This window comes from Staphylococcus schleiferi (genome assembly GCF_025558325.1).
Lineage (GTDB): Bacteria > Bacillota > Bacilli > Staphylococcales > Staphylococcaceae > Staphylococcus > Staphylococcus schleiferi.
Window position 1 is genome coordinate 1,186,375 of record NZ_CP094712.1, and the last position, 20,221, is coordinate 1,206,595.

Genomic DNA, 20,221 nt, shown 5'->3' on the forward strand with positions numbered 1-20,221 from the left:
CATAAACATGTATTTAATAGCAGTAAGTGTAAATCATCGAACAGCTGATGTTACATGTCGTGAGAAGCTAGCATTTAAAGAAGAAAATATGCTTAGCGTCCACAAATCACTGTTTGAAACAAAGTCTATATTAGAAAACGTGATATTATCAACTTGTAATCGCACAGAAGTCTATGCTGTAGTCGATCAAATTCATACGGGCCGTTATTACATTCAAAGATTTTTGGCGAGACAATTTAGTTTTGAAGTAGATGAGATTAAAGCCATTTCTGAGGTTAAAACAGAAAATGAGGCTATTGAACATCTATTTAAAGTTGCTTCTGGGTTAGATTCTATTGTGCTTGGAGAAACTCAGATACTAGGTCAAATCAGAGATGCTTTCTTTACAGCTCAAAAAGCAGGAACTACGGGCACTATATTTAATGAGTTGTTTAAGCAAGCGATCACTTTTAGTAAAAAGGCACACCATGAAACAGATATCGCAGACAACACAATCAGCGTGTCATACGGTGCTGTGGAACTAGCGAAAAAGATGTTCGGTAAACTTAATAAAAAGCATGCGTTAGTGATTGGTGCTGGTGAAATGGCAGAATTGTCATTACTTAATTTAAAAGGTGCTGGCGTAAGTGAGATTACGATAATTAATCGTACATTATCACGTGCAAAATCATTAGCAGATCAATACGGGGTTCATTATGCTGAATGGGATGCGTTAGGTGATTTTCTTGTGAAATCAGATATCGTCATTAGTTCTACAAGTTCTGAACAATTTATTATTACGCAAGACATGTTAGAAATGTGTCAAGCTGTGGCGAAAACAGCTCAAAAAGTACTCATTGATATTGCTGTTCCGAGAGATATCGAACCATTTGAAGCAAATGATACAGAGTTGTTTATTTACGATGTTGATGATTTAAAAGGTCTCGTTGACGCCAATTTACGTGAACGTCGTAAAGCGGCAGACCAAATCCTAGCGCGTATACCGTCTGAAATTGAAAAACATAACGAATGGGTGAGAATGTTAGGCGTTGTCCCTGTTATTCGTGCTTTACGAGAAAAAGCAATGTTAATTCAACAAGAGACGATGGAGAGCATCGATCGTAAGTTACCTAATATGTCTGAACGTGATCGTAAAGTTGTTTCTAAACATACGAAAAGTATTATTAATCAAATGTTGAAAGACCCAATCAAGCAAGCCAAAGAAATAAGTGACGATCGAAACGCAGATGCTAAGCTTCAATTATTTAAAGAAATTTTTGATTTAGAAGTTGAAGCGGATTATAAATCTCAAGCTATTGAGAAAAAAAGAACACTTTTAAGAGAGAGATTACTTAATTTTGAAACTTAACAAGCGGTGATGCTATGGAAGAGGCCTTTTTTATACGGTTTCATGAAATAATATTATTGATTTATTTAGTGAGCATGATTTGTTTAATTATAGACGTGTTCCAAAAAAATTATCGTGTGCAAAATATTGGTTTTTATGCATTAGGGATTGTTTGGTTTTGTCAAACAGTCTCTTTAACTATGTTTATTACGTGGCAAAAACAATTGCCGTTAACATCTCTAGTGGAGAGTTTTTATGTTTTAACGTGGTTAATACTGACAGTTACCTTTGTCATGTCAGTGATGCGACAATCTGACTTTATGATTGCATTTTTAAATGTAATTGGCTTTATCTTTATGACTATTTATACGTTTCATCCACAACAATTTAAAATGGGTGGAACGCGACTCACAGTTATGAATGAGCTCCTTGTTTTCCATATATCACTCGCTTTACTAAGCTATGTGATTTTTGCAGTTGCATTTGTAAATGCAATCATCTATTTGATTCAATATCGCAATTTAAAACAAAAGCGATTTAATCAAAATTATTTTCGAATGAGCAGTATCGGGACACTCGAAAAAATTGTATTTTACAGTTCTCTTGTTGGCACAATCATTATGTTTATAAGCTTGTTATTAGGAATATTATGGGGAATGAATTCAATCGGCTTCCATATTTTCGCCGATTTGAAAGTCATTTCATCATTAATTATTTTTGTAGCTTATTCTATATTTATTGCTTTACGAATCACACATCGATTTAAGCAATACTTTTTAATTCAGTTGAACATTATGTTATTTTTATGCTGTATGTTTAACTTGATTGTGGTCACTCAATTATCAACGTTCCATCAATGGACGGGTGTGTAACGAATTTTTATTGGAGGAAAACTTAATGCGTAAACTTATTGTCGGTTCAAGAAGAAGCCAACTTGCGCTTACCCAAAGTCAACAGTTTATTGATCGTTTAAAAGCAATTGAACCTGATTTGGATATTGAAATTAAGGAAATTGTAACTAAAGGCGATCAAATAGTCGATAGACAATTATCGAAAGTAGGCGGAAAAGGCTTATTTGTAAAAGAAATTCAAAATGAATTATTTAATCATCAAATCGACTTTGCGATACATTCGTTAAAAGATGTACCTAGTGAATTACCTGAAGGGCTTACATTAGGGTGTATCCCAGATCGAGAGAACCCTTTTGATGCCTATATCGCTAAAAATCATGTGCCACTCAATGCGTTGCCTGATGGGAGTATCGTTGGTACAAGTTCACTACGACGTGGTGCACAAATTTTAGCGAAATACCCAAAACTCGAGATTAAATGGATACGAGGTAATATCGATACGCGATTAAAGAAACTCCATTCAGAGGATTATGATGCGATAATCTTAGCTGCAGCAGGTTTAAAACGAATGGGTTGGTCTGACGATATCGTTACGTCTTACCTTGATAAAGGACAACTTGTTCCAGCGATTGGTCAAGGTGCACTGGGTATAGAGTGTCGTTCAGACGATTATGAATTATTGGCGTTGCTTGCTAAGGTACATAATCAAGATGTGGCTGACTGTGTTGCTGCAGAACGTACATTCTTGAAGGAGATGAATGGAAGTTGCCAAGTCCCTATTGGCGGCTATGCCTATAAAGATGACAATCAACGTATCCATTTTACAGGTCTGATTATGTCACCAGATGGTACGCAACGCTTTGAGCACACTGAAATGGGAGACCAACCTGTTGAATTGGGGAATAAAGTGAGTCAAGCATTAAAAGCGCAAGGTGCGGATCAAATTATAGCAGCTTTAAACGAAGAATAAAGAAGGTGTATAAAATGAAGCCAGTCATAGTGATGACACAAACAAAGCCGTATGTTGATGAACGTGTTGAGATACAACATTTACCATTTGTAGAGATACAAACTTTATCTTTTGATACGCGCCTGTTAGATACGCACTACGACTGGCTCATTTTGACTTCTCAAAATGCTGTTCGATATTTTCTACCTTATATGAAGCAATTAAATTATCGCCATCTTGCAGTCATCGGACAAAAAACAAAAGCATTTTGTGAATCTAATCAGTTAGATGTTCATTTTTACCCATCTGACTATTCTCAAGAAGGCTTTTTAAAAGAATTTTCGGTAGATAGTGAACTTCAAATTCTTTTGCCGTCCAGCAAGTTAGCGCGACCGTTGCTGCAACAAACGCTTGAAATGAGAGGTTGTCAAGTTCATAAAATTGATCTTTATCAACCACATCCGGTACAACAGAATATTGATGAGGCTTATAATCGTATTCAAAAAAATGCTGTTGATGCAGTGACATTTGCAAGTGCTTCAGCTGTAAATGCTTTTTTTCAGCAGTACCAGCCTCGTCATTTTGACCAATACTTTGCTATAGGCAAACAAACCGCTAATGCAATCAAAAACTATGGCAACAATTGTTATACTGCTCAAATCCAAACTTTAGAATCAATTGTGGATAAAATAATAGAAATGAGGGTTTTATAATGGAATTTGATAGACATAGACGTTTAAGATCATCACGTACAATGCGTGATATGGTAAGAGAAACACATCTAAGAAAAGAAGATTTAATATATCCTATTTTTGTTGTCGAAAAAGATGATGTTAAAACAGAAATTAAATCTTTACCTGGCGTTTATCAAATTAGTTTGAATTTATTGCATGAAGAAATTCAAGCTGCATACGATTTAGGAATTCGTGCAATCATGTTTTTCGGCATCCCTAATGAAAAAGATAGTTGTGGTACAGGGGCTTATGTAGAAGATGGTGTTATACAAAAAGCGACACGAATTGCAAAATCAATGTATAAAGACTTATTAATACTTGCAGATACTTGTCTATGTGAGTATACGGATCATGGCCACTGCGGTTTAATTGACCCTCATACACACGATGTAGACAATGATAAAACTTTACCTTTATTAGTGAAAACTGCGATTTCTCAAGTAGAAGCAGGCGCTGATATTATTGCACCAAGCAATATGATGGATGGTTTTGTAATTGCTATACGTGAAGGGCTCGATGAAGCCGGATACCAAAATATACCAATTATGAGTTATGGCATTAAATATGCATCTAGCTTTTTCGGTCCATTTAGAGATGCTGCAGAATCAGCGCCTTCTTTTGGAGATAGAAAGACATATCAAATGGATCCTGCCAACCGCTTAGAGGCACTTCGAGAATTGGAATCTGACCTTAAAGAAGGTGCCGATATGATGATTGTTAAACCCGCATTGAGCTATTTAGATATTATTCGAGATGTTAGAAATCATAGCAACGTTCCAATTGTGGCATACAATGTAAGTGGTGAGTACAGTATGACAAAGGCAGCAGCTTTGAATGGTTGGATTGATGAAGAAAAAGTCGTTATGGAACAAATGATTTCTATGAAGCGTGCAGGTGCTGATATGATTATCACTTATTTCGCTAAAGATATCTGTCAATATTTAGATAAGGAATAAAAGGAGGTCACATCATGCGTTATAATGAATCCATTAAAGCTTTTGAAAAAGCAGAAAAACTCATGCCAGGCGGTGTGAATAGTCCAGTTCGTGCTTTTAAATCTGTAGATACACCCGCTATTTTTATGGATCACGGTGAAGGAAGCCGTATTTATGATATAGACGGAAATGAATATATTGATTACGTTTTAAGTTGGGGACCATTAATTTTAGGTCATCGCGACCCAAAAGTCATTGAAGAAATCCATAAAGTCGTTGATCGTGGAACAAGTTTCGGCGCTTCGACATTAGAAGAAAATCGTCTTGCTGAACTGGTGATTGAACGTGTACCATCAATTGAAAAAGTTCGCATGGTTTCTTCTGGTACAGAAGCAACGTTAGATACATTGCGACTTGCACGTGGATATACAGGTAAAAATAAAATTATCAAGTTTGAAGGTAATTATCATGGACATAGTGATTCTCTGTTAATCAAAGCAGGATCTGGTGTAGCCACACTTGGCTTGCCTGATTCTCCTGGGGTGCCTGAAGGGACAGCTAAAAATACAATTACCGTTCCGTATAATGATCTAGATGCAGTACGCTATGCTTTTGAACAATTTGGTGATGATATTGCGGCAGTTATCGTAGAACCTGTATCAGGTAATATGGGCGTAGTGCCACCTATTAACAATTTCTTGCAAGGCTTACGTGACATTACACAAGAAAATGATGCATTGCTTATTTTTGATGAAGTCATGACAGGCTTTAGAGTAGGTTACAATTGTGCGCAAGGTTATTTTGATGTCATACCTGATTTAACATGTTTAGGTAAGGTCATCGGTGGTGGCTTACCTGTTGGTGCATTTGGTGGTCGTAAAGAGATTATGGATCATATCGCGCCAAGTGGTGATATTTACCAAGCAGGGACACTCTCAGGAAACCCTCTAGCAATGACAAGTGGTTACATGACATTAAGCCAATTGACACCAGAAAGTTATGACTACTTTAATCAATTAGGTGATATGTTAGAAGACGGGCTTAAAAAAATCTTTAATCGCTATGGTATTCCATTAACTGTCAACCGAGCAGGTTCAATGATAGGGTTTTTCTTAAATGAAGGTCCTGTTACGAATTTTAAAGAAGCAAATGCTTCAGATCATGAATTATTCCGCGTTCTTTATCGTGAGCTTGCAGTACAAGGTATCTTTTTACCTCCGTCACAATTTGAAGGTATGTTTTTGTCAACGGCTCATACAAAAGATGATATTCAACAAACTTTAGAAGCATTTGATACAGCTCTAGAGCGAATTACAAAAGCAACACAATAAATATTTGACTATTTTACACAACTAAAAGTACTATAATGAATAAAATGCCAATTTTATTGTTTATAATTATTAAAAACAAAAGTGCTGTAAATGATAGGAGGGACCATGACACGAAAACACCACATTAATAGTTTCATTGTACTTGGACTCTCAATCATTTTTGGCCTTATATTATTACGACTTCATTTAATACTGCCATGGATGTTCGGACCGATACTTGCCAGTTTATTTGTGATTAAAGTTTTGAAGTTAGAAGTGAATTGGCCACAATGGCTAAGTGAACTTGGTCTTATCATGTTGGGCGTTCAAATTGGAACATCTTTTACAAAAAATGTAATCGATGATATTAAAAATGATTGGTTTTCAATTATATTAGTGAGCGTCTTGTTACTTGTATTATCTCTTATTGTTTCTATCGGCTTTAGAAAAATTGCAAGGGTCAATAGAGAAACAGCTTTATTAAGTGTCATACCAGGCGCATTAAGTCAGATGCTTGTGATGGCCGAAGAAAATAAGCGCGCAGATATACTTGTTGTGAGCCTGACGCAAACGTCCCGTATTATATTTGTTGTTATTTTAGTTCCGTTTATCTCATATTTCTTTAAAGATGCAGACGGTAGTCAAACCGAAATGCAACATATGCATCTATTAACTGAAGTTTTAACTTTCAAGGAGATTTTAATCATTGGACTAGGTATTTGTGTCGTTTACATTTTGATGAAATGGATTCACTTTCCAACCAAAATGTTACTTGCGCCAATTTTAGTGCTCATTGTTTGGAATATGGTAACCGAACGCACTTTTACGCTTGATGCGCCAATTATTGCAGGTGCTCAAATTATCTATATGATTCGTGTAGGTATTCAAATCGCGCATTTAACTGAGCAACTTAAGGGCAGAATTGCAGTCGCAATTGCTTATCAAAATATTTTACTTATATTTGGTACACTTTTAATGGTCATTTTGATTCATTTATTTAATCCAGCGTCGATTAATAATCTATTTTTAAGTGCAGCACCTGGAGGTATGAGTCAAATTGTATTGGTCGCATTAGATACCGGTGGAGATGTCGCTATGATTTCGAGCTATCATATTTTCCGTATATTCTTCATACTCTTTCTGATTGCACCATTAATTAGCCTTATTTTTAAATATCAAGATCGGAAAAATAAAAGAAATACGTCTTAATGTAAAATAATTCATTTTGATTCATTTAAAAGGGACAGCAATCAAACGTTTTAACGTGACTGCTATCCCTTTTTTGTATTTTATTGGGTATTGTATTCATACATGTGTTAACGATTTGGACAAGAAATCAAATGACTATTATAAAGACCCGCAGCTTCCATAAATGAAAATGCAGTTATAGGACCGATAAATTGAAACCCGTATTGTTTCAGTGACTTTGACAATTTCTTGGCTGTATCGTTCACTGTAATTCGCGCTTCAACGGTTTTGTATTGAAAATCAATGGGTGCACCATCGACAAATGACCATATAAAATGACTAAAGCTTTCATAGTCTTTTTCAATTTCAATATAACCTTTGGCTTGAGAAACAATGGCTTACAACTTTTTGCGATGATGTATAATATTAGGGAATGTCATCAATTGATCGATATCTGATGATGTCATTTGTGCAATTTTATATGGATCAAACTGATAAAATGCTGATTTGTAAGCATCTTTCTTTTTGAGTATCGTTAGCCAAGATAAACCAGCATGTTGGGATTCTAATGCCAGAAGTTCAAATAGCGCACGAGAATCATATAATGGCTTTCCCCAAAAATGATCATGATAATCGATATATACTGGATCTTGACTACCGAATGCACAGGGATTCACGTTTTTATACCTCCTTGTATTGACTTCATTGTCGTTTCAGTATACTATAAGAATTAAATTAATAGTAGAATTTGGGAAGAGTAGATGGTTGTCTTTTTTTAGAGAGTGTACGTTTGCTGAGAGTACATAAAAGGCGTTATTGAAGGTAGCCCACGTTGAACTTTAGCTGAAAGTAAAGTAGGTTAAAGCGTGTTATGAGCGTTAATCGTAAGAGTGCAATAGTGCGAATGCATTATTGAATTTAGGTGGTACCGCGGAACATCCGTCCTATGATGAGGACAGGATGTTTTTTTATTTGAAGGAGGATTCTTATGGAAATGAAACCAAAATATAATCCGCAAGAAGTTGAGGCGGGTCGATATCAAAAATGGGTAGAACAAGAGTTATTCAAACCTAAACAAAATTCAGATCAACCCACATATACAATTGTTATTCCACCGCCGAATGTAACTGGAAAATTACATTTAGGGCATGCTTGGGATACAACATTGCAAGATATTTTAACGCGTATGAAACGAATGCAAGGTTATGAAACACTTTATTTACCTGGTATGGATCATGCTGGTATTGCGACACAAGCAAAAGTTGAAGCAAAAATGCGAGAAGAAGGCATTTCGAGACATGATATTGGTAGAGAAAAGTTTTTAGAAAAAGCATGGGATTGGAAAGAAGAATATGCCGATTTTATTCGTCAACAATGGGCTAAACTCGGACTTGGCTTAGATTATTCAAGAGAAAGATTCACACTCGACTCTGGTTTAAGTCAAGCAGTACGTAAAGTATTTGTTGATATGTATAAAAAAGGATTAATTTACCGTGGTGAACGTATCATTAACTGGGATCCTGTAGCGAAAACAGCACTATCTGATATTGAAGTCATTCACGAAGATGTTAACGGCAAATTCTATCATTTTAAATATCCGTTTGCGGATGGCGAAGGGTATATTGAAATTGCAACGACACGTCCAGAAACGATGCTAGGTGATACTGCAATTGTTGTACATCCGGAAGATGCGCGTTACAAAGAAGTTATCGGTAAAAATGTTATTTTACCAATTGTTGGCCGTGAGATTCCTGTTTTAGCTGATGAATATGTTGACCAAGAATTTGGAAGCGGGGCAATGAAAGTGACACCTGCACATGATCCAAATGACTTTGAAATTGGCAATCGTCATGACTTAGAACGTATTGTCGTTATGGATGAATCTGGATGCATGAATCAAGAAGCAGGGAAATACGCTGGTCTAGATCGCTTTGAATGTCGTAAACAACTCGTTAAAGATTTGTTAGATCAAGGACTTGTAATTAAAATCGATGATCACGTTCATTCAGTTGGACATTCTGAACGTACGGGTGCTGTTGTTGAACCTTATTTATCGACACAATGGTTCGTTAAAATGGCACCGTTAGCAGAACAAGCTTTGAATAACCAAAAAACAGATGGACGTATCGAATTTGTTCCTGCACGATTTGAAAAAACTTTTAACCGTTGGATGGAAGAAATAAGAGATTGGACTATTTCTCGTCAACTTTGGTGGGGACATCAAATACCTGCTTGGTATCACAATGAAACAGGTGAGATTTATGTTGGTGAAAATGAGCCTGAAGACATTGAAAATTGGACACAAGATGAAGATGTATTAGATACTTGGTTTTCTAGTGCATTATGGCCTTTTTCTACACTTGGATGGCCTGATGAAACAGCTGAAGATTACCAAAGATTTTATCCAACACAAGTGCTAGTAACAGGCTATGATATTATTTTCTTCTGGGTAGCACGTATGATTTTCCAAGGTTTAGAGTTTACAGGTGAAAAGCCATTTAGTGATGTGTTATTACATGGGTTAGTACGCGCAGAAGACGGACGTAAAATGAGTAAATCTCTAGGTAATGGTGTTGACCCTATGGATGTCATTGATCAATATGGTGCAGACAGTCTTCGTTATTTCTTAGCCACAGGATCTTCACCGGGGCATGATTTACGCTATTCAACTGAAAAAGTAGAGTCAGTTTGGAATTTTATTAACAAGATATGGAATGCTGCTCGATTTAGCTTAATGAATATTGGTGAAACATTCCGTTTTGAAGATATCGATTTATCTCAAAATCTATCAGTAGCAGATCAGTGGATTTTGACACGTTTAAATGAAACGATTGAAACAGTGACGCAATTAAGTGATAAATACGAGTTTGGCGAAGTTGGCCGTGTATTGTATAATTTTATTTGGGATGAGTTTTGTGACTGGTATATTGAAATGAGTAAAATACCAATGAACGGTGACGATGAAGCACAGAAAAACGTAACACGCTCAGTGTTAAGTTATACTTTAGACCGCATGATGCGCCTATTGCATCCATTCATGCCATTCGTAACGGAACATATTTGGCAAAACTTGCCGCATGAAGGCGAGTCTATTGTGACAAGTGCGTGGCCAACAGTTAATGATGCGTTTAATTTCGAAGAGAGTAAAGATGTAATGGAACAATTAGTTGAAATTATTAAATCTGTACGTCAGTCTCGTTTAGAAGTAAACACACCATTATCAAAAGAAATTCCGATTAAAATCAAAGCGAAAAATGAAAAAATTCAACAGTTGTTGTTAGCAAACCAACACTATTTAGAACGCTTCTGTAATCCGAGTGAACTTGAGATTGCCACTCAAATCGAAATTCCTGATAAAGCAATGACATCTGTTGTTGCAGCTGGTGAAGTCATTTTACCAATTGAAGGTTTAATTGATATGGATAAAGAATTAGAGCGTTTGGAAAAAGACCTAGAAAAATGGCAAAAAGAATTAGATCGTGTCAATAAAAAACTAGCAAATGAAAACTTTGTTAAAAAAGCACCAGAAAAAATTATTAATGAAGAGAAAGAGAAACAAGTCAAATACCAAGAAAAATATGATGGTGTTAAAGCTAGAATTGAACAATTAAAAGCGTAGGAGTCTTAGTTATGAATTATCTAGACAGTTTATATTGGATACATGAAAGAACTAAATTCGGTATTAAGCCTGGCGTAAAACGCATGGAATGGATGCTCGAAAGACTGGGAAACCCTCAACGCCGTATTAACGCCATTCATATTGGTGGGACTAATGGTAAAGGCTCTACTGTAGCATACATGCGTGAAGCATTAATGAAAAACGATTACCAAGTGGGTACATTTACGTCGCCTTATATAGAGACTTTCAATGAACGAATTAGTTTAAATGGTGTGCCCATTACGAACGATGAAATTGTAGCATTAGTTGAACGTGTTAAACCTGTGAGTGAAGCGATGGACAAAGAAACGGATTTGGGAGTAGCAACTGAATTCGAAATTATTACAACGATGATGTATTTATATTTCGGAGCAGTGCACCCTGTCGACTTTGTTATTGTGGAAGCAGGCTTAGGTGTTAAAAATGATTCTACAAATGTTATCCAACCGCTTATTAGTATTTTAACGAGTATTGGTTTAGATCACACCGATATTCTTGGACAAACGTATCTTGACATTGCTAAAGACAAATCTGCAATCATAAAAGCCAACACCCCAATTGTTTATGCGATTAAAAACGAAGAGGCTTTAAAGCTTTTTCGCGATACAGCAGAGAGATTGAATGCAAAAGCTTTAGAATTTGACCGTGATATTTTAATTAAGTCTGAAGGGGATGAATTTACTTATCGCTATAAAGACTATGAATTAGAAAATCTAGCGCTTCATATGTTAGGGGAACATCAAAAAGAAAATGCCTCACTCGTCATCACAGCTTTGATAGAATTGTATGAGCAAAATGTCATCCATTTAGATTTCAACAAAATGATTGATGGTATTGAGCAAGCTTATTGGACAGGTCGCATTGAGCAAGTTTCAGAAGAACCACTCATCATTATTGACGGTGCACACAATAAAGAAAGTGTGGACGCATTGATCGATACGATTGAAAAATATTATGATTTAGAAAAAGTAGATGTGTTATTTGCTGCCATTGAAGGTAAGCCCATCCATCATATGCTCGACGCTTTTCAAAATATTGCTAAGCATATTTATGTTACAGGGTTTGATTTTCCAAAAGCTTTACCGAAACAAACATTATATGATGAAGTTGAGTTCGGTAACAAATCAATCGTGGATGACTTTGTCGCATTTATTCGCGAATATAAAGGCGAAGCATTACTTATTACGGGTAGCCTTTATTTCATTAGTGAAATTAAATCTAAAATTGCATTTAATACATAAAAATAAGCCATTTCATAGCAGGTTAATGTGTATTACCTGTTTATGAAATGGTTTTTTCAATTTGCATAGCTTTGGTACGCGATATGTCATTTTTGCAAATTTGACCCTTGAAATGATGAAACGCTATAATGATGACACTCAAATGTTGACGCCTAGAGTTGACACGTTTCGTAAATTCTTAGATACGAGGTGCTTACTTGCAGTATTGCGCGCTATTTTTTGTTGGTTGTATTGCTATGAGTTTTTTACTTCAATTTGCCGAACATCCTGACCTGAAGATAAAGCATTTAGTTAAAAGGTCACGATGCAAGTATTGCTTTCATCAACTTCAATTGACAGATCTTATACCGATAGTTAGCTTCGTGCTTTTCAGTGGACGTTGCCGCTATTGTAGCAAGCCAATTCCTAAATCACTTTTAATTGGAGAATTATTGGGAGGGACATTACTAGTCTATCCTACGATTTTACCTGTTTATGTATCAACTGAAATATTTTATGCGGTTGGATTGATGCTTTTAACAATAGGGGTGATTGATATCTGTAGCATGATTGTCCAACATCGCTTTTTAGTTTTACTTTTTGTTCTCCTGCTTTATTTTCCGCATCACCTCTATGTTGATTTACAACATGCTATTTTATTTTTATCACTCTTTTTTATAGGCCTCATTCAAAACCATTTAATTGGATTTGGTGATATAAAATTATGTCTTGTGATGATTTTCTTCTTTCCAATGCCTTTTTTATTTTTGTTTTTAGAAATGATTTTTCCAATCGGATGTCTCTTTTACTTGCTCTTACGATTATTAAAATCAAAAATGACACATTGCATACCACTAGTCCCTTCTATATTTGTATCATTTATATTGACCACCTCGTTTTATCCTCACTTAATTAACTTTTACGGAGGTATTCTATGACCAGAATACGTGATTTATCAATTGATGAAAAACCTAAAGAACGTTTAATACAATTTGGTAGTCAAGCATTATCTAACACTGAACTACTAGCAATTTTGATTAATACAGGGAGCAGGGGCCATTCTAGTATAGATATTGCTTCTAATATGTTGTCTCAATGCCAATCACTGTCACAAATCAAAAATTTATCTTTAGCAGAATTGGAATCATTTGAAGGGATTGGAAGAAATAAAGCCGTTACACTTTTATCTGTATTTGAAATATGCCAGCGGTTAGCGCGAGAAAAAACACGCACACTGTCGGAGCCCATACACACACCACAACAAATAGCGGAACGTTTTTATCCCAAGTTTAATGGGTGTCATCAAGAGCATTTTGTTCTTATTATATTAAATACAAAACATCAAATTATTCACGAGCAAACTTTGTTTATCGGTACATTAAATAGTGCGGTCATTCATCCTAGAGAAATTTTTAAAACAGCATTAAAATGGTCGGCGCATGCCATTATTGTACTGCATAATCATCCTTCCGGAGATGTTTTAACCATAGTATAATAAATAATAGTAGTTAAAGTAGTTCAGGAGGAGATGTTAAAGGGAGATTTTACTTTAAATAAAAATTAACAAGGTTTATAATTTGTAGTACTTAAAGTGTTTAAAGAGGGGGGCGCGTGTGAGGGTTCAAAGGATAGAAATGGAGAATAAGCCGTATCCATTGTATTTATTACTAGATAAAGAATACCAGCTAATTGAACCAGTAATGAAATTTATTAAATACTTAGATAACACTGGTAAGTCTCCAAATACCATTAAAGCATACTGCTATCATTTAAAGTTGCTGTATGAGTTCATGGAACAGAGAGGCGTTATTCTTAATGATATTAACTTTGAGTTGTTAGCAGACTTCGTAGGTTGGTTGAGATATCCAACAGCAAATAATGTAATTGATCTTCAGCCAAAAGAAGCCATAAGAGAAGAAACGACAGTGAATACAATTTTAAATGCCGTTATGAGTTTTCTTGATTATTTAAGTAGATTAGGAGAATTTAAATCAATTGATGTATTTAAACAAGCAAAGGGAAGAAACTTCAAAGGATTTTTACATCATGTTAATAAGGGTAGATACCAAAAGAATGTCTTAAAGTTAAGGGTTAAAAAGAAACAGATAAGAACATTGACAGCAGAGGAAGTTAAGCAAATTATTGACGCTTGTCATACGAAAAGAGATAAGTTAATTTTAATGCTTATGTATGAAGGTGGTTTAAGAATCGGTGAAGTGTTATCGCTTAGGCTTGAAGATATTGCCACTTGGGACAATCAAATCCATTTAACACCTAGAGATGTTAATGTTAATGAAGCTTATATTAAATTAAGGAAGGAAAGAACAATACATGTGAGTAAAGAACTGATGTCACTTTATACAGATTACTTGGTATATGAGTATAGTGAGGAATTGGAGCATGACTATGTTTTTATTTCCTTAAAAGAAGGTTATTTTGGGAAACCACTAAAGTACCAAAGTGTTCTTGATCTAGTTAGAAGAATAGTTAAAAGGACTGGAATAGAATTTACATCGCATATGCTTCGCCACACTCACGCAACGCAGCTAATTAGGGAAGGATGGGATGTTGCGTTCGTTCAAAAGAGATTAGGTCACGCACATGTTCAGACAACGTTAAATACCTACGTTCATCTTTCAGATCAGGATATGAAAAATGAGTTTAATAAATACCTTGAGAGAAAGGAGCATAAGAAATGAATGCTTCTAGTAAAAGGAAAATTATCAGTCAGAGTGAGATCAGCAAAAAAATAGCTGTAATGAATGAAGAAATGCAAGGGTTTTGGGCTAATAATAGTTGGGATATAAGAAAATGTCCACATCCTTCTGCCATAGAATTAAGTAAGAATCCTGCTTTAAGAAATCGTTGGGTTCGTTTTGAACGTGTTAAAAATCTGTGGTTAAGAACAGAATTGAAATATTTTTATTTTTACCATTTAAACAATGGAATATGGAATGCAAAAACTGTCTGGATTAGAAAAGGAACAGTAATTAATAAAATGTTGGATTTTTTAGATTTAAAGTATCCCAGCATTACTTCAATTACTGAAGTTCCTATTGATAAAGCAATGACGGAGTATAGAACATATTTGACAAAACAGGGTGTTAGAATTACCACCACTAATTATAAGATTACTGCTAATCAAGAAAAAACACCTGTAAAAGCTAATTCTTACTATGTTACTAATCTTAAACAATTTATTGAGTTTTATGAGGATTTTTATTTTGATGGAGAGGAGTGGGATAAAGACGTTTGGGATAGACGAAACTTACCTTTGCCAGATGATAAGGTTAACCCAACACAATATGAATATACAATTAACTTTAAAGGGTTTCGGAATACATATTTTAAACAGCTTGTAAAAAGATATTGTAAGTTAAGATTGAACATGGATAGCTTTTCCTATGTAAGTGATATTGCCCAAAAACTTAAAGAGTTCTTTAATTTTCTGGACATAAAGTTTAAACACGTTCAGAGAGTACACCAATTAACGAGAGTGGAAATTGAAGCATATTTAAGTGAACTAAACATGATGGGAATAAAACCTAGTACAATAACTGGGAGGATCTCTATATTGGAAGGACTATTTAGTACCCTTCATAGGCTAGAATGGGATGATGTTCCTTCCAAATTATTAATTTATCCCGAGGACTATCCGAAAATACCAAGAGCAAAACCTCGCTTTATAGACGAATTCGTTCTAGAGCAATTGAACAGTCATCTTGATAAATTACCCGAATATATAGCTACGATGACTATGATTGTTCAAGAATGTGGAATGAGGATAAGTGAATTGTGCACCTTGAAAAAAGGCTGTTTATTAGAGGACAAAGATGGAGATTACTTTTTAAAGTATTATCAATGGAAAATGAAAAAGGAGCATATAGTTCCAATATCTAAAGAGGTAGCTTTACTTATTAAAGTTCGGGAAGATAAAGTTTCAGAGGAATTTCCAGATAGTGAATACCTCTTTCCAAGAAAAGATGGATCGCCATTAAAACAAGAAACATTTAGAGGCGAGTTAAATAAATTAGCTTATGAGCAAAATATAGTGGATAAATCAGGCGAGATTTATAGATTCCATGCCCATGCCTTTCGCCATACAGTAGGAACAAGAATGATTAACAACGGGGTGCCCCAGCATATTGTGCAGAAATTTTTGGGACATGAAAGCCCAGAAATGACAAGCAGATACGCTCATATCTTTGATGAAACTCTAAAAAATGAATTTACTAAATTTCAAGAAAAACTGGTTACCAATAATGGAGATGTGCTCAATCTAGATGATGATAGTGAAGTCGATGATGTAGAGCTTCAATGGTTCAAGAAAAATATAAATGCACAAGTGCTTCCAAATGGTTATTGTAGATTGCCAGTAATAGCAGGTGGTTGTCCACATGCGAATGCATGCTTAGATTGCACTCACTTCTGTACCAGTAAGCAATTCTTACCACAGCATGAAGAACAGTTAGAGCGTACAGAAGAGTTATTAACCATAGCAAAGGATAAACAATGGCAAAGACAAATAGAGACTAATAGCCGTGTTAAAGAGCGTTTAGAACAAATCATTGGAAGTTTGACGGGGTAATTATCAATGGATAAACAAGTTAGAAATACAACAGAAATTGTACGTTTGGCGAAGCAGAAATCACAAAAGACAAGGGAAAAAGTAGACAAAGCGATTTCTAAATTTTCGATTGAAGGTAAAGCTATTAATTTTAATTCAATAGCAAAGGAAGCTAATGTTTCTAAATCATGGCTTTATAAGGAACACGATATTAGGCAAAGAATCGAATCCCTTCGTGAGCGTCAAATAACATCAAATGTAGTCTCAAAATCCAAGAAAAGTTCTCGTTCGGAGGAAATCCTTATAAAAACCTTAAAAAGAAGAGTTATGGAATTAGAAAAAGAAAATAAAAAATTACAGAACCAAATTCAAAAATTATATGGAGATCTGTATAATAAAGAGTAGTTTTAATTATTAATCTGTAGACAGATTGTGAAAGGATGCAGTTAAACTAACGGGGCAGTTATGTTTAAGATACTTTAAAATTTGGTTAAAATCTCCGAAAGGATTGGTTTCTAACATTAGAAATCAATCCTTTTTAATATTAATTATATATCATTCAAACAATCATTTGACTATTTGTTTATGGTGGGATATATTATAATCATCAAACAAACAGTCATTTGAATAAGGAGGATAATTATGACAAAAGATATGTGTGAAGTTACCTATATTCATGAAGATAAGGTAAACAGGGCTAAAAAAGACCTTGCTAAACAGAATCCTATGGATGTAGCGAAAGTTTTTAAGGCTCTATCAGATGATACAAGAGTTAAAATTGCTTATGTTTTGTCTTTAGAGGGAGAGTTATGTGTTTGTGATGTAGCTAATATCATTGAATCTTCAACGGCTACGGCATCCCATCATTTAAGATTATTGAAAAATTTAGGTATAGCAAAATACCGTAAAGAAGGAAAATTAGTCTATTATTCACTAGATGATGAGCATGTTAAACAGCTTGTAGAAAAAGCTTTCATGCATCAAAGGGAGGTTGCTAGTATTGGATAGTTCAGCAAAAACATTAACAGAAGATAAACAGGTTTACCGTGTGGAGGGTTTCTCGTGTGCGAATTGTGCTGGGAAGTTTGAAAAAAATGTGAAAGAACTACCAGGGGTGTATGATGCTAAAGTCAATTTCGGAGCTTCCAAAATTGATGTCTTTGGCAGTGCAACCGTTGAAGATCTGGAAAAGGCTGATGCTTTCGAGAATCTTAAAGTGGCACCAGAGAAGGCTAGAAGACGGGTCGAACCAGTGGTAACAGAAGATAAAAATGTTTACCGTGTGGAGGGATTTTCCTGCGCAAACTGTGCTGGGAAGTTTGAAAAAAATGTAAAACAACTAGCTGGAGTTCAGGATGCAAAAGTGAACTTTGGCGCTTCCAAAATTGATGTATATGGAAATGCATCGGTTCAAGAGCTTGAAAAAGCAGGTGCTTTCGAGAATCTTAAGGTATTTCCCGAAAAACTAGCGAATTCATCGATGCAAGCGGTCAAAGAAGACACTAAGGCTCCTAAAGAAGAGAAAATACCGTTTTATAAAAAACACAGCACATTGCTGTTTGCCACATTACTGATTGCTTTTGGTTACCTTTCTCACTTTGTAAATGGAGAAGATAACCTTGTAACTTCCATGTTATTTGTAGGTTCGATTGTAATTGGCGGATATTCACTATTTAAAGTTGGTTTTCAAAATTTGATACGCTTTGATTTCGACATGAAAACCCTGATGACCGTAGCAGTTATTGGAGCTGCCATCATTGGTGAATGGGCAGAGGCATCCATTGTTGTCGTTCTCTTTGCAATCAGTGAAGCACTTGAACGTTTTTCTATGGATAGAGCAAGACAGTCCATTCGTTCATTGATGGATATTGCCCCAAAAGAAGCACTTGTTAGGCGGAATGGTCAGGAAATAATGATCCATGTGGACGATATTGCCGTGGGTGATATTATGATCGTCAAACCAGGGGAGAAAATTGCCATGGATGGGATCATTATAAATGGTGTGTCGGCTGTCAACCAGGCTGCTATAACAGGAGAATCTGTCCCTGTTGCCAAAACGGTAGATGATGAAGTATTTGCAGGTACGCTTAACGAAGAGGGACTACTTGAAGTAAAAATCACCAAATACGTAGAGGATACAACTATCTCCAAGATTATTCATCTGGTTGAGGAAGCACAAGGGGAGCGCGCTCCAGCGCAAGCATTCGTAGATAAATTTGCGAAATATTATACGCCGATCATTATGGTTATTGCGGCGCTCGTTGCAGTCGTTCCACCTTTATTCTTTGGTGGAAGTTGGGATACTTGGGTTTATCAAGGATTAGCGGTACTTGTAGTTGGATGTCCGTGTGCATTAGTTATTTCTACTCCAATCTCGATTGTCTCGGCAATTGGAAATGCAGCTAAAAAAGGTGTGTTGATTAAAGGCGGTGTCTATCTAGAGGAATTAGGAGCCATTAAGGCAATCGCATTTGATAAAACAGGAACACTGACAAAAGGTGTACCAGTGGTAACAGATTTTAAAGTGTTAAATGATCAAGTGGAAGAAAAAGAGCTGTTTTCCATTATTACAGCTTTAGAATATCGATCACAACATCCACTTGCTTCAGCAATAATGAAGAAAGCAGAGCAAGATAATATTACTTATTCCGATGTTAGAGTGGAGGACTTCACTTCTATTACAGGTCGGGGCATTCAAGGGAATATAGATGGAACAACCTATTACATTGGCAGTCCAAGGCTTTTTAAAGAATTAAATGTTTCCGATTTTAGCCTTGAGTTTGAAAATAAAGTGAAAGTTTTACAAAACCAAGGGAAAACGGCCATGATTATTGGAACGGACCAAACAATCCTCGGCGTGATTGCTGTAGCAGATGAGGTCCGCGAAACAAGTAAAAATGTGATTCAAAAACTTCATCAGTTAGGAATCAAGCAAACAATTATGCTGACAGGTGATAATCAAGGTACCGCAGAAGCAATCGGTGCTCATGTAGGCGTTTCTGATATTCAGTCCGAATTGATGCCACAGAATAAGTTGGACTATATTAAAAAAATGAAAGCCGAGTATGGTAATGTAGCTATGATTGGCGATGGCGTCAATGATGCTCCTGCACTTGCTGCATCCACTGTTGGCATTGCAATGGGCGGTGCTGGAACAGATACTGCCATCGAGACAGCTGATATTGCATTAATGGGAGATGATTTAAGTAAGCTTCCATTTGCAGTAAGACTTAGCAGGAAAACGCTAAATATCATCAAAGCGAACATCACGTTTGCCATCGGAATTAAGATAATTGCCTTACTATTGGTTATTCCAGGCTGGCTAACCCTTTGGATTGCGATTCTTTCCGATATGGGAGCCACTATTTTGGTAGCATTAAATAGTTTGCGACTGATGAGAGTGAAAGATAAATAGGTACTATATGTGTGCAATTTACGGAAGGACTTTTCATTTTGAAGAAAAGTCCTATCCCTAAAATATT

Annotated in this window: 16 protein-coding genes, 1 pseudogene and 1 other annotated feature; of the genes and pseudogenes, 16 read left to right on the forward strand and 1 reads right to left on the reverse strand. The window is 35.6% G+C overall.

Annotated elements, in window-relative coordinates; all coding sequences use genetic code 11:
• The first annotated feature begins 7 nt into the window (after window positions 1–7).
• The 7 genes from hemA to MUA40_RS05555 all read left to right on the forward strand — a co-directional run bounded on the left by hemA (window position 8) and on the right by MUA40_RS05555 (window position 7,315).
• Complete coding sequence (hemA, locus tag MUA40_RS05525) at window positions 8–1,348, forward strand: glutamyl-tRNA reductase (RefSeq protein WP_167732799.1); 1,341 nt, start codon at window positions 8–10, stop codon at window positions 1,346–1,348.
• A 14-nt stretch (window positions 1,349–1,362) separates the two neighbouring features.
• Window positions 1,363–2,199, forward strand: a complete 837-nt coding sequence (locus MUA40_RS05530) for a cytochrome C assembly family protein (RefSeq protein ID WP_016425295.1) — start codon at window positions 1,363–1,365, stop codon at window positions 2,197–2,199.
• Window positions 2,200–2,224: 25 nt separating this feature from the next.
• A complete protein-coding gene (gene hemC / locus MUA40_RS05535) occupies window positions 2,225–3,148 on the forward strand; it encodes a hydroxymethylbilane synthase (RefSeq protein ID WP_016425294.1) in 924 nt (307 codons plus the stop codon).
• 14 nt (window positions 3,149–3,162) lie between these two features.
• Window positions 3,163–3,840, forward strand: coding sequence for a uroporphyrinogen-III synthase (locus MUA40_RS05540; protein WP_016425293.1), 678 nt, complete (start codon window positions 3,163–3,165; stop codon window positions 3,838–3,840).
• Complete coding sequence (hemB, locus tag MUA40_RS05545) at window positions 3,840–4,817, forward strand: porphobilinogen synthase (protein ID WP_016425292.1); 978 nt, start codon at window positions 3,840–3,842, stop codon at window positions 4,815–4,817. Before MUA40_RS05540 ends, hemB begins: the two co-directional genes overlap by 1 nt.
• A gap of 14 nt (window positions 4,818–4,831) precedes the next feature.
• A complete protein-coding gene (gene hemL / locus MUA40_RS05550; RefSeq protein WP_016425291.1) occupies window positions 4,832–6,127 on the forward strand; it encodes a glutamate-1-semialdehyde 2,1-aminomutase in 1,296 nt (431 codons plus the stop codon).
• Window positions 6,128–6,232: 105 nt separating this feature from the next.
• Window positions 6,233–7,315 carry an AbrB family transcriptional regulator gene (locus MUA40_RS05555; protein ID WP_262570013.1) on the forward strand — a complete coding sequence of 361 codons (1,083 nt, stop codon included), beginning with the start codon at window positions 6,233–6,235 and terminating at the stop codon, window positions 7,313–7,315.
• Window positions 7,316–7,422: 107 nt separating this feature from the next.
• Here the strand turns inward: MUA40_RS05555 and MUA40_RS05560 are convergent.
• A pseudogene (locus tag MUA40_RS05560) lies at window positions 7,423–7,971 on the reverse strand (DNA-3-methyladenine glycosylase I).
• 58 nt (window positions 7,972–8,029) lie between these two features.
• Window positions 8,030–8,244 (forward strand) — a binding site (T-box leader).
• A gap of 38 nt (window positions 8,245–8,282) precedes the next feature.
• On the opposite strand from MUA40_RS05560, the gene MUA40_RS05565 reads away from it, so the two are divergent.
• From MUA40_RS05565 to MUA40_RS05605, 9 genes are all read left to right on the forward strand, one after another.
• A complete protein-coding gene (locus tag MUA40_RS05565) occupies window positions 8,283–10,913 on the forward strand; it encodes a valine--tRNA ligase (RefSeq protein ID WP_016425288.1) in 2,631 nt (876 codons plus the stop codon).
• Between the two features lie 11 nt (window positions 10,914–10,924).
• On the forward strand, window positions 10,925–12,193 hold the full coding sequence (locus MUA40_RS05570) for a bifunctional folylpolyglutamate synthase/dihydrofolate synthase (RefSeq protein ID WP_262570015.1): 1,269 nt from the start codon (window positions 10,925–10,927) through the stop codon (window positions 12,191–12,193).
• A 197-nt stretch (window positions 12,194–12,390) separates the two neighbouring features.
• A complete protein-coding gene (locus MUA40_RS05575; protein WP_016425286.1) occupies window positions 12,391–13,110 on the forward strand; it encodes a prepilin peptidase in 720 nt (239 codons plus the stop codon).
• Window positions 13,107–13,667, forward strand: a complete 561-nt coding sequence (gene radC, locus MUA40_RS05580) for a RadC family protein (RefSeq protein ID WP_228480297.1) — start codon at window positions 13,107–13,109, stop codon at window positions 13,665–13,667. The genes MUA40_RS05575 and radC overlap by 4 nt, the downstream gene beginning before the upstream one ends.
• Window positions 13,668–13,785: 118 nt before the next feature.
• Window positions 13,786–14,871, forward strand: a complete 1,086-nt coding sequence (locus tag MUA40_RS05585; protein ID WP_029055689.1) for a phage lytic cycle repressor MrpR family protein — start codon at window positions 13,786–13,788, stop codon at window positions 14,869–14,871.
• Window positions 14,868–16,760 carry a site-specific integrase gene (locus MUA40_RS05590; RefSeq protein WP_029055690.1) on the forward strand — a complete coding sequence of 631 codons (1,893 nt, stop codon included), beginning with the start codon at window positions 14,868–14,870 and terminating at the stop codon, window positions 16,758–16,760. Before MUA40_RS05585 ends, MUA40_RS05590 begins: the two co-directional genes overlap by 4 nt.
• A gap of 6 nt (window positions 16,761–16,766) precedes the next feature.
• Entirely contained in the window at window positions 16,767–17,144 is a 378-nt protein-coding gene (locus MUA40_RS05595) for a DUF6262 family protein (protein WP_115855985.1), read from the forward strand.
• A 237-nt stretch (window positions 17,145–17,381) separates the two neighbouring features.
• A complete protein-coding gene (locus MUA40_RS05600) occupies window positions 17,382–17,747 on the forward strand; it encodes an ArsR/SmtB family transcription factor (RefSeq protein ID WP_029055691.1) in 366 nt (121 codons plus the stop codon).
• Window positions 17,740–20,154 carry a cadmium-translocating P-type ATPase CadA gene (locus MUA40_RS05605; RefSeq protein WP_262570023.1) on the forward strand — a complete coding sequence of 805 codons (2,415 nt, stop codon included), beginning with the start codon at window positions 17,740–17,742 and terminating at the stop codon, window positions 20,152–20,154. Before MUA40_RS05600 ends, MUA40_RS05605 begins: the two co-directional genes overlap by 8 nt.
• Window positions 20,155–20,221: the final 67 nt, after the last annotated feature.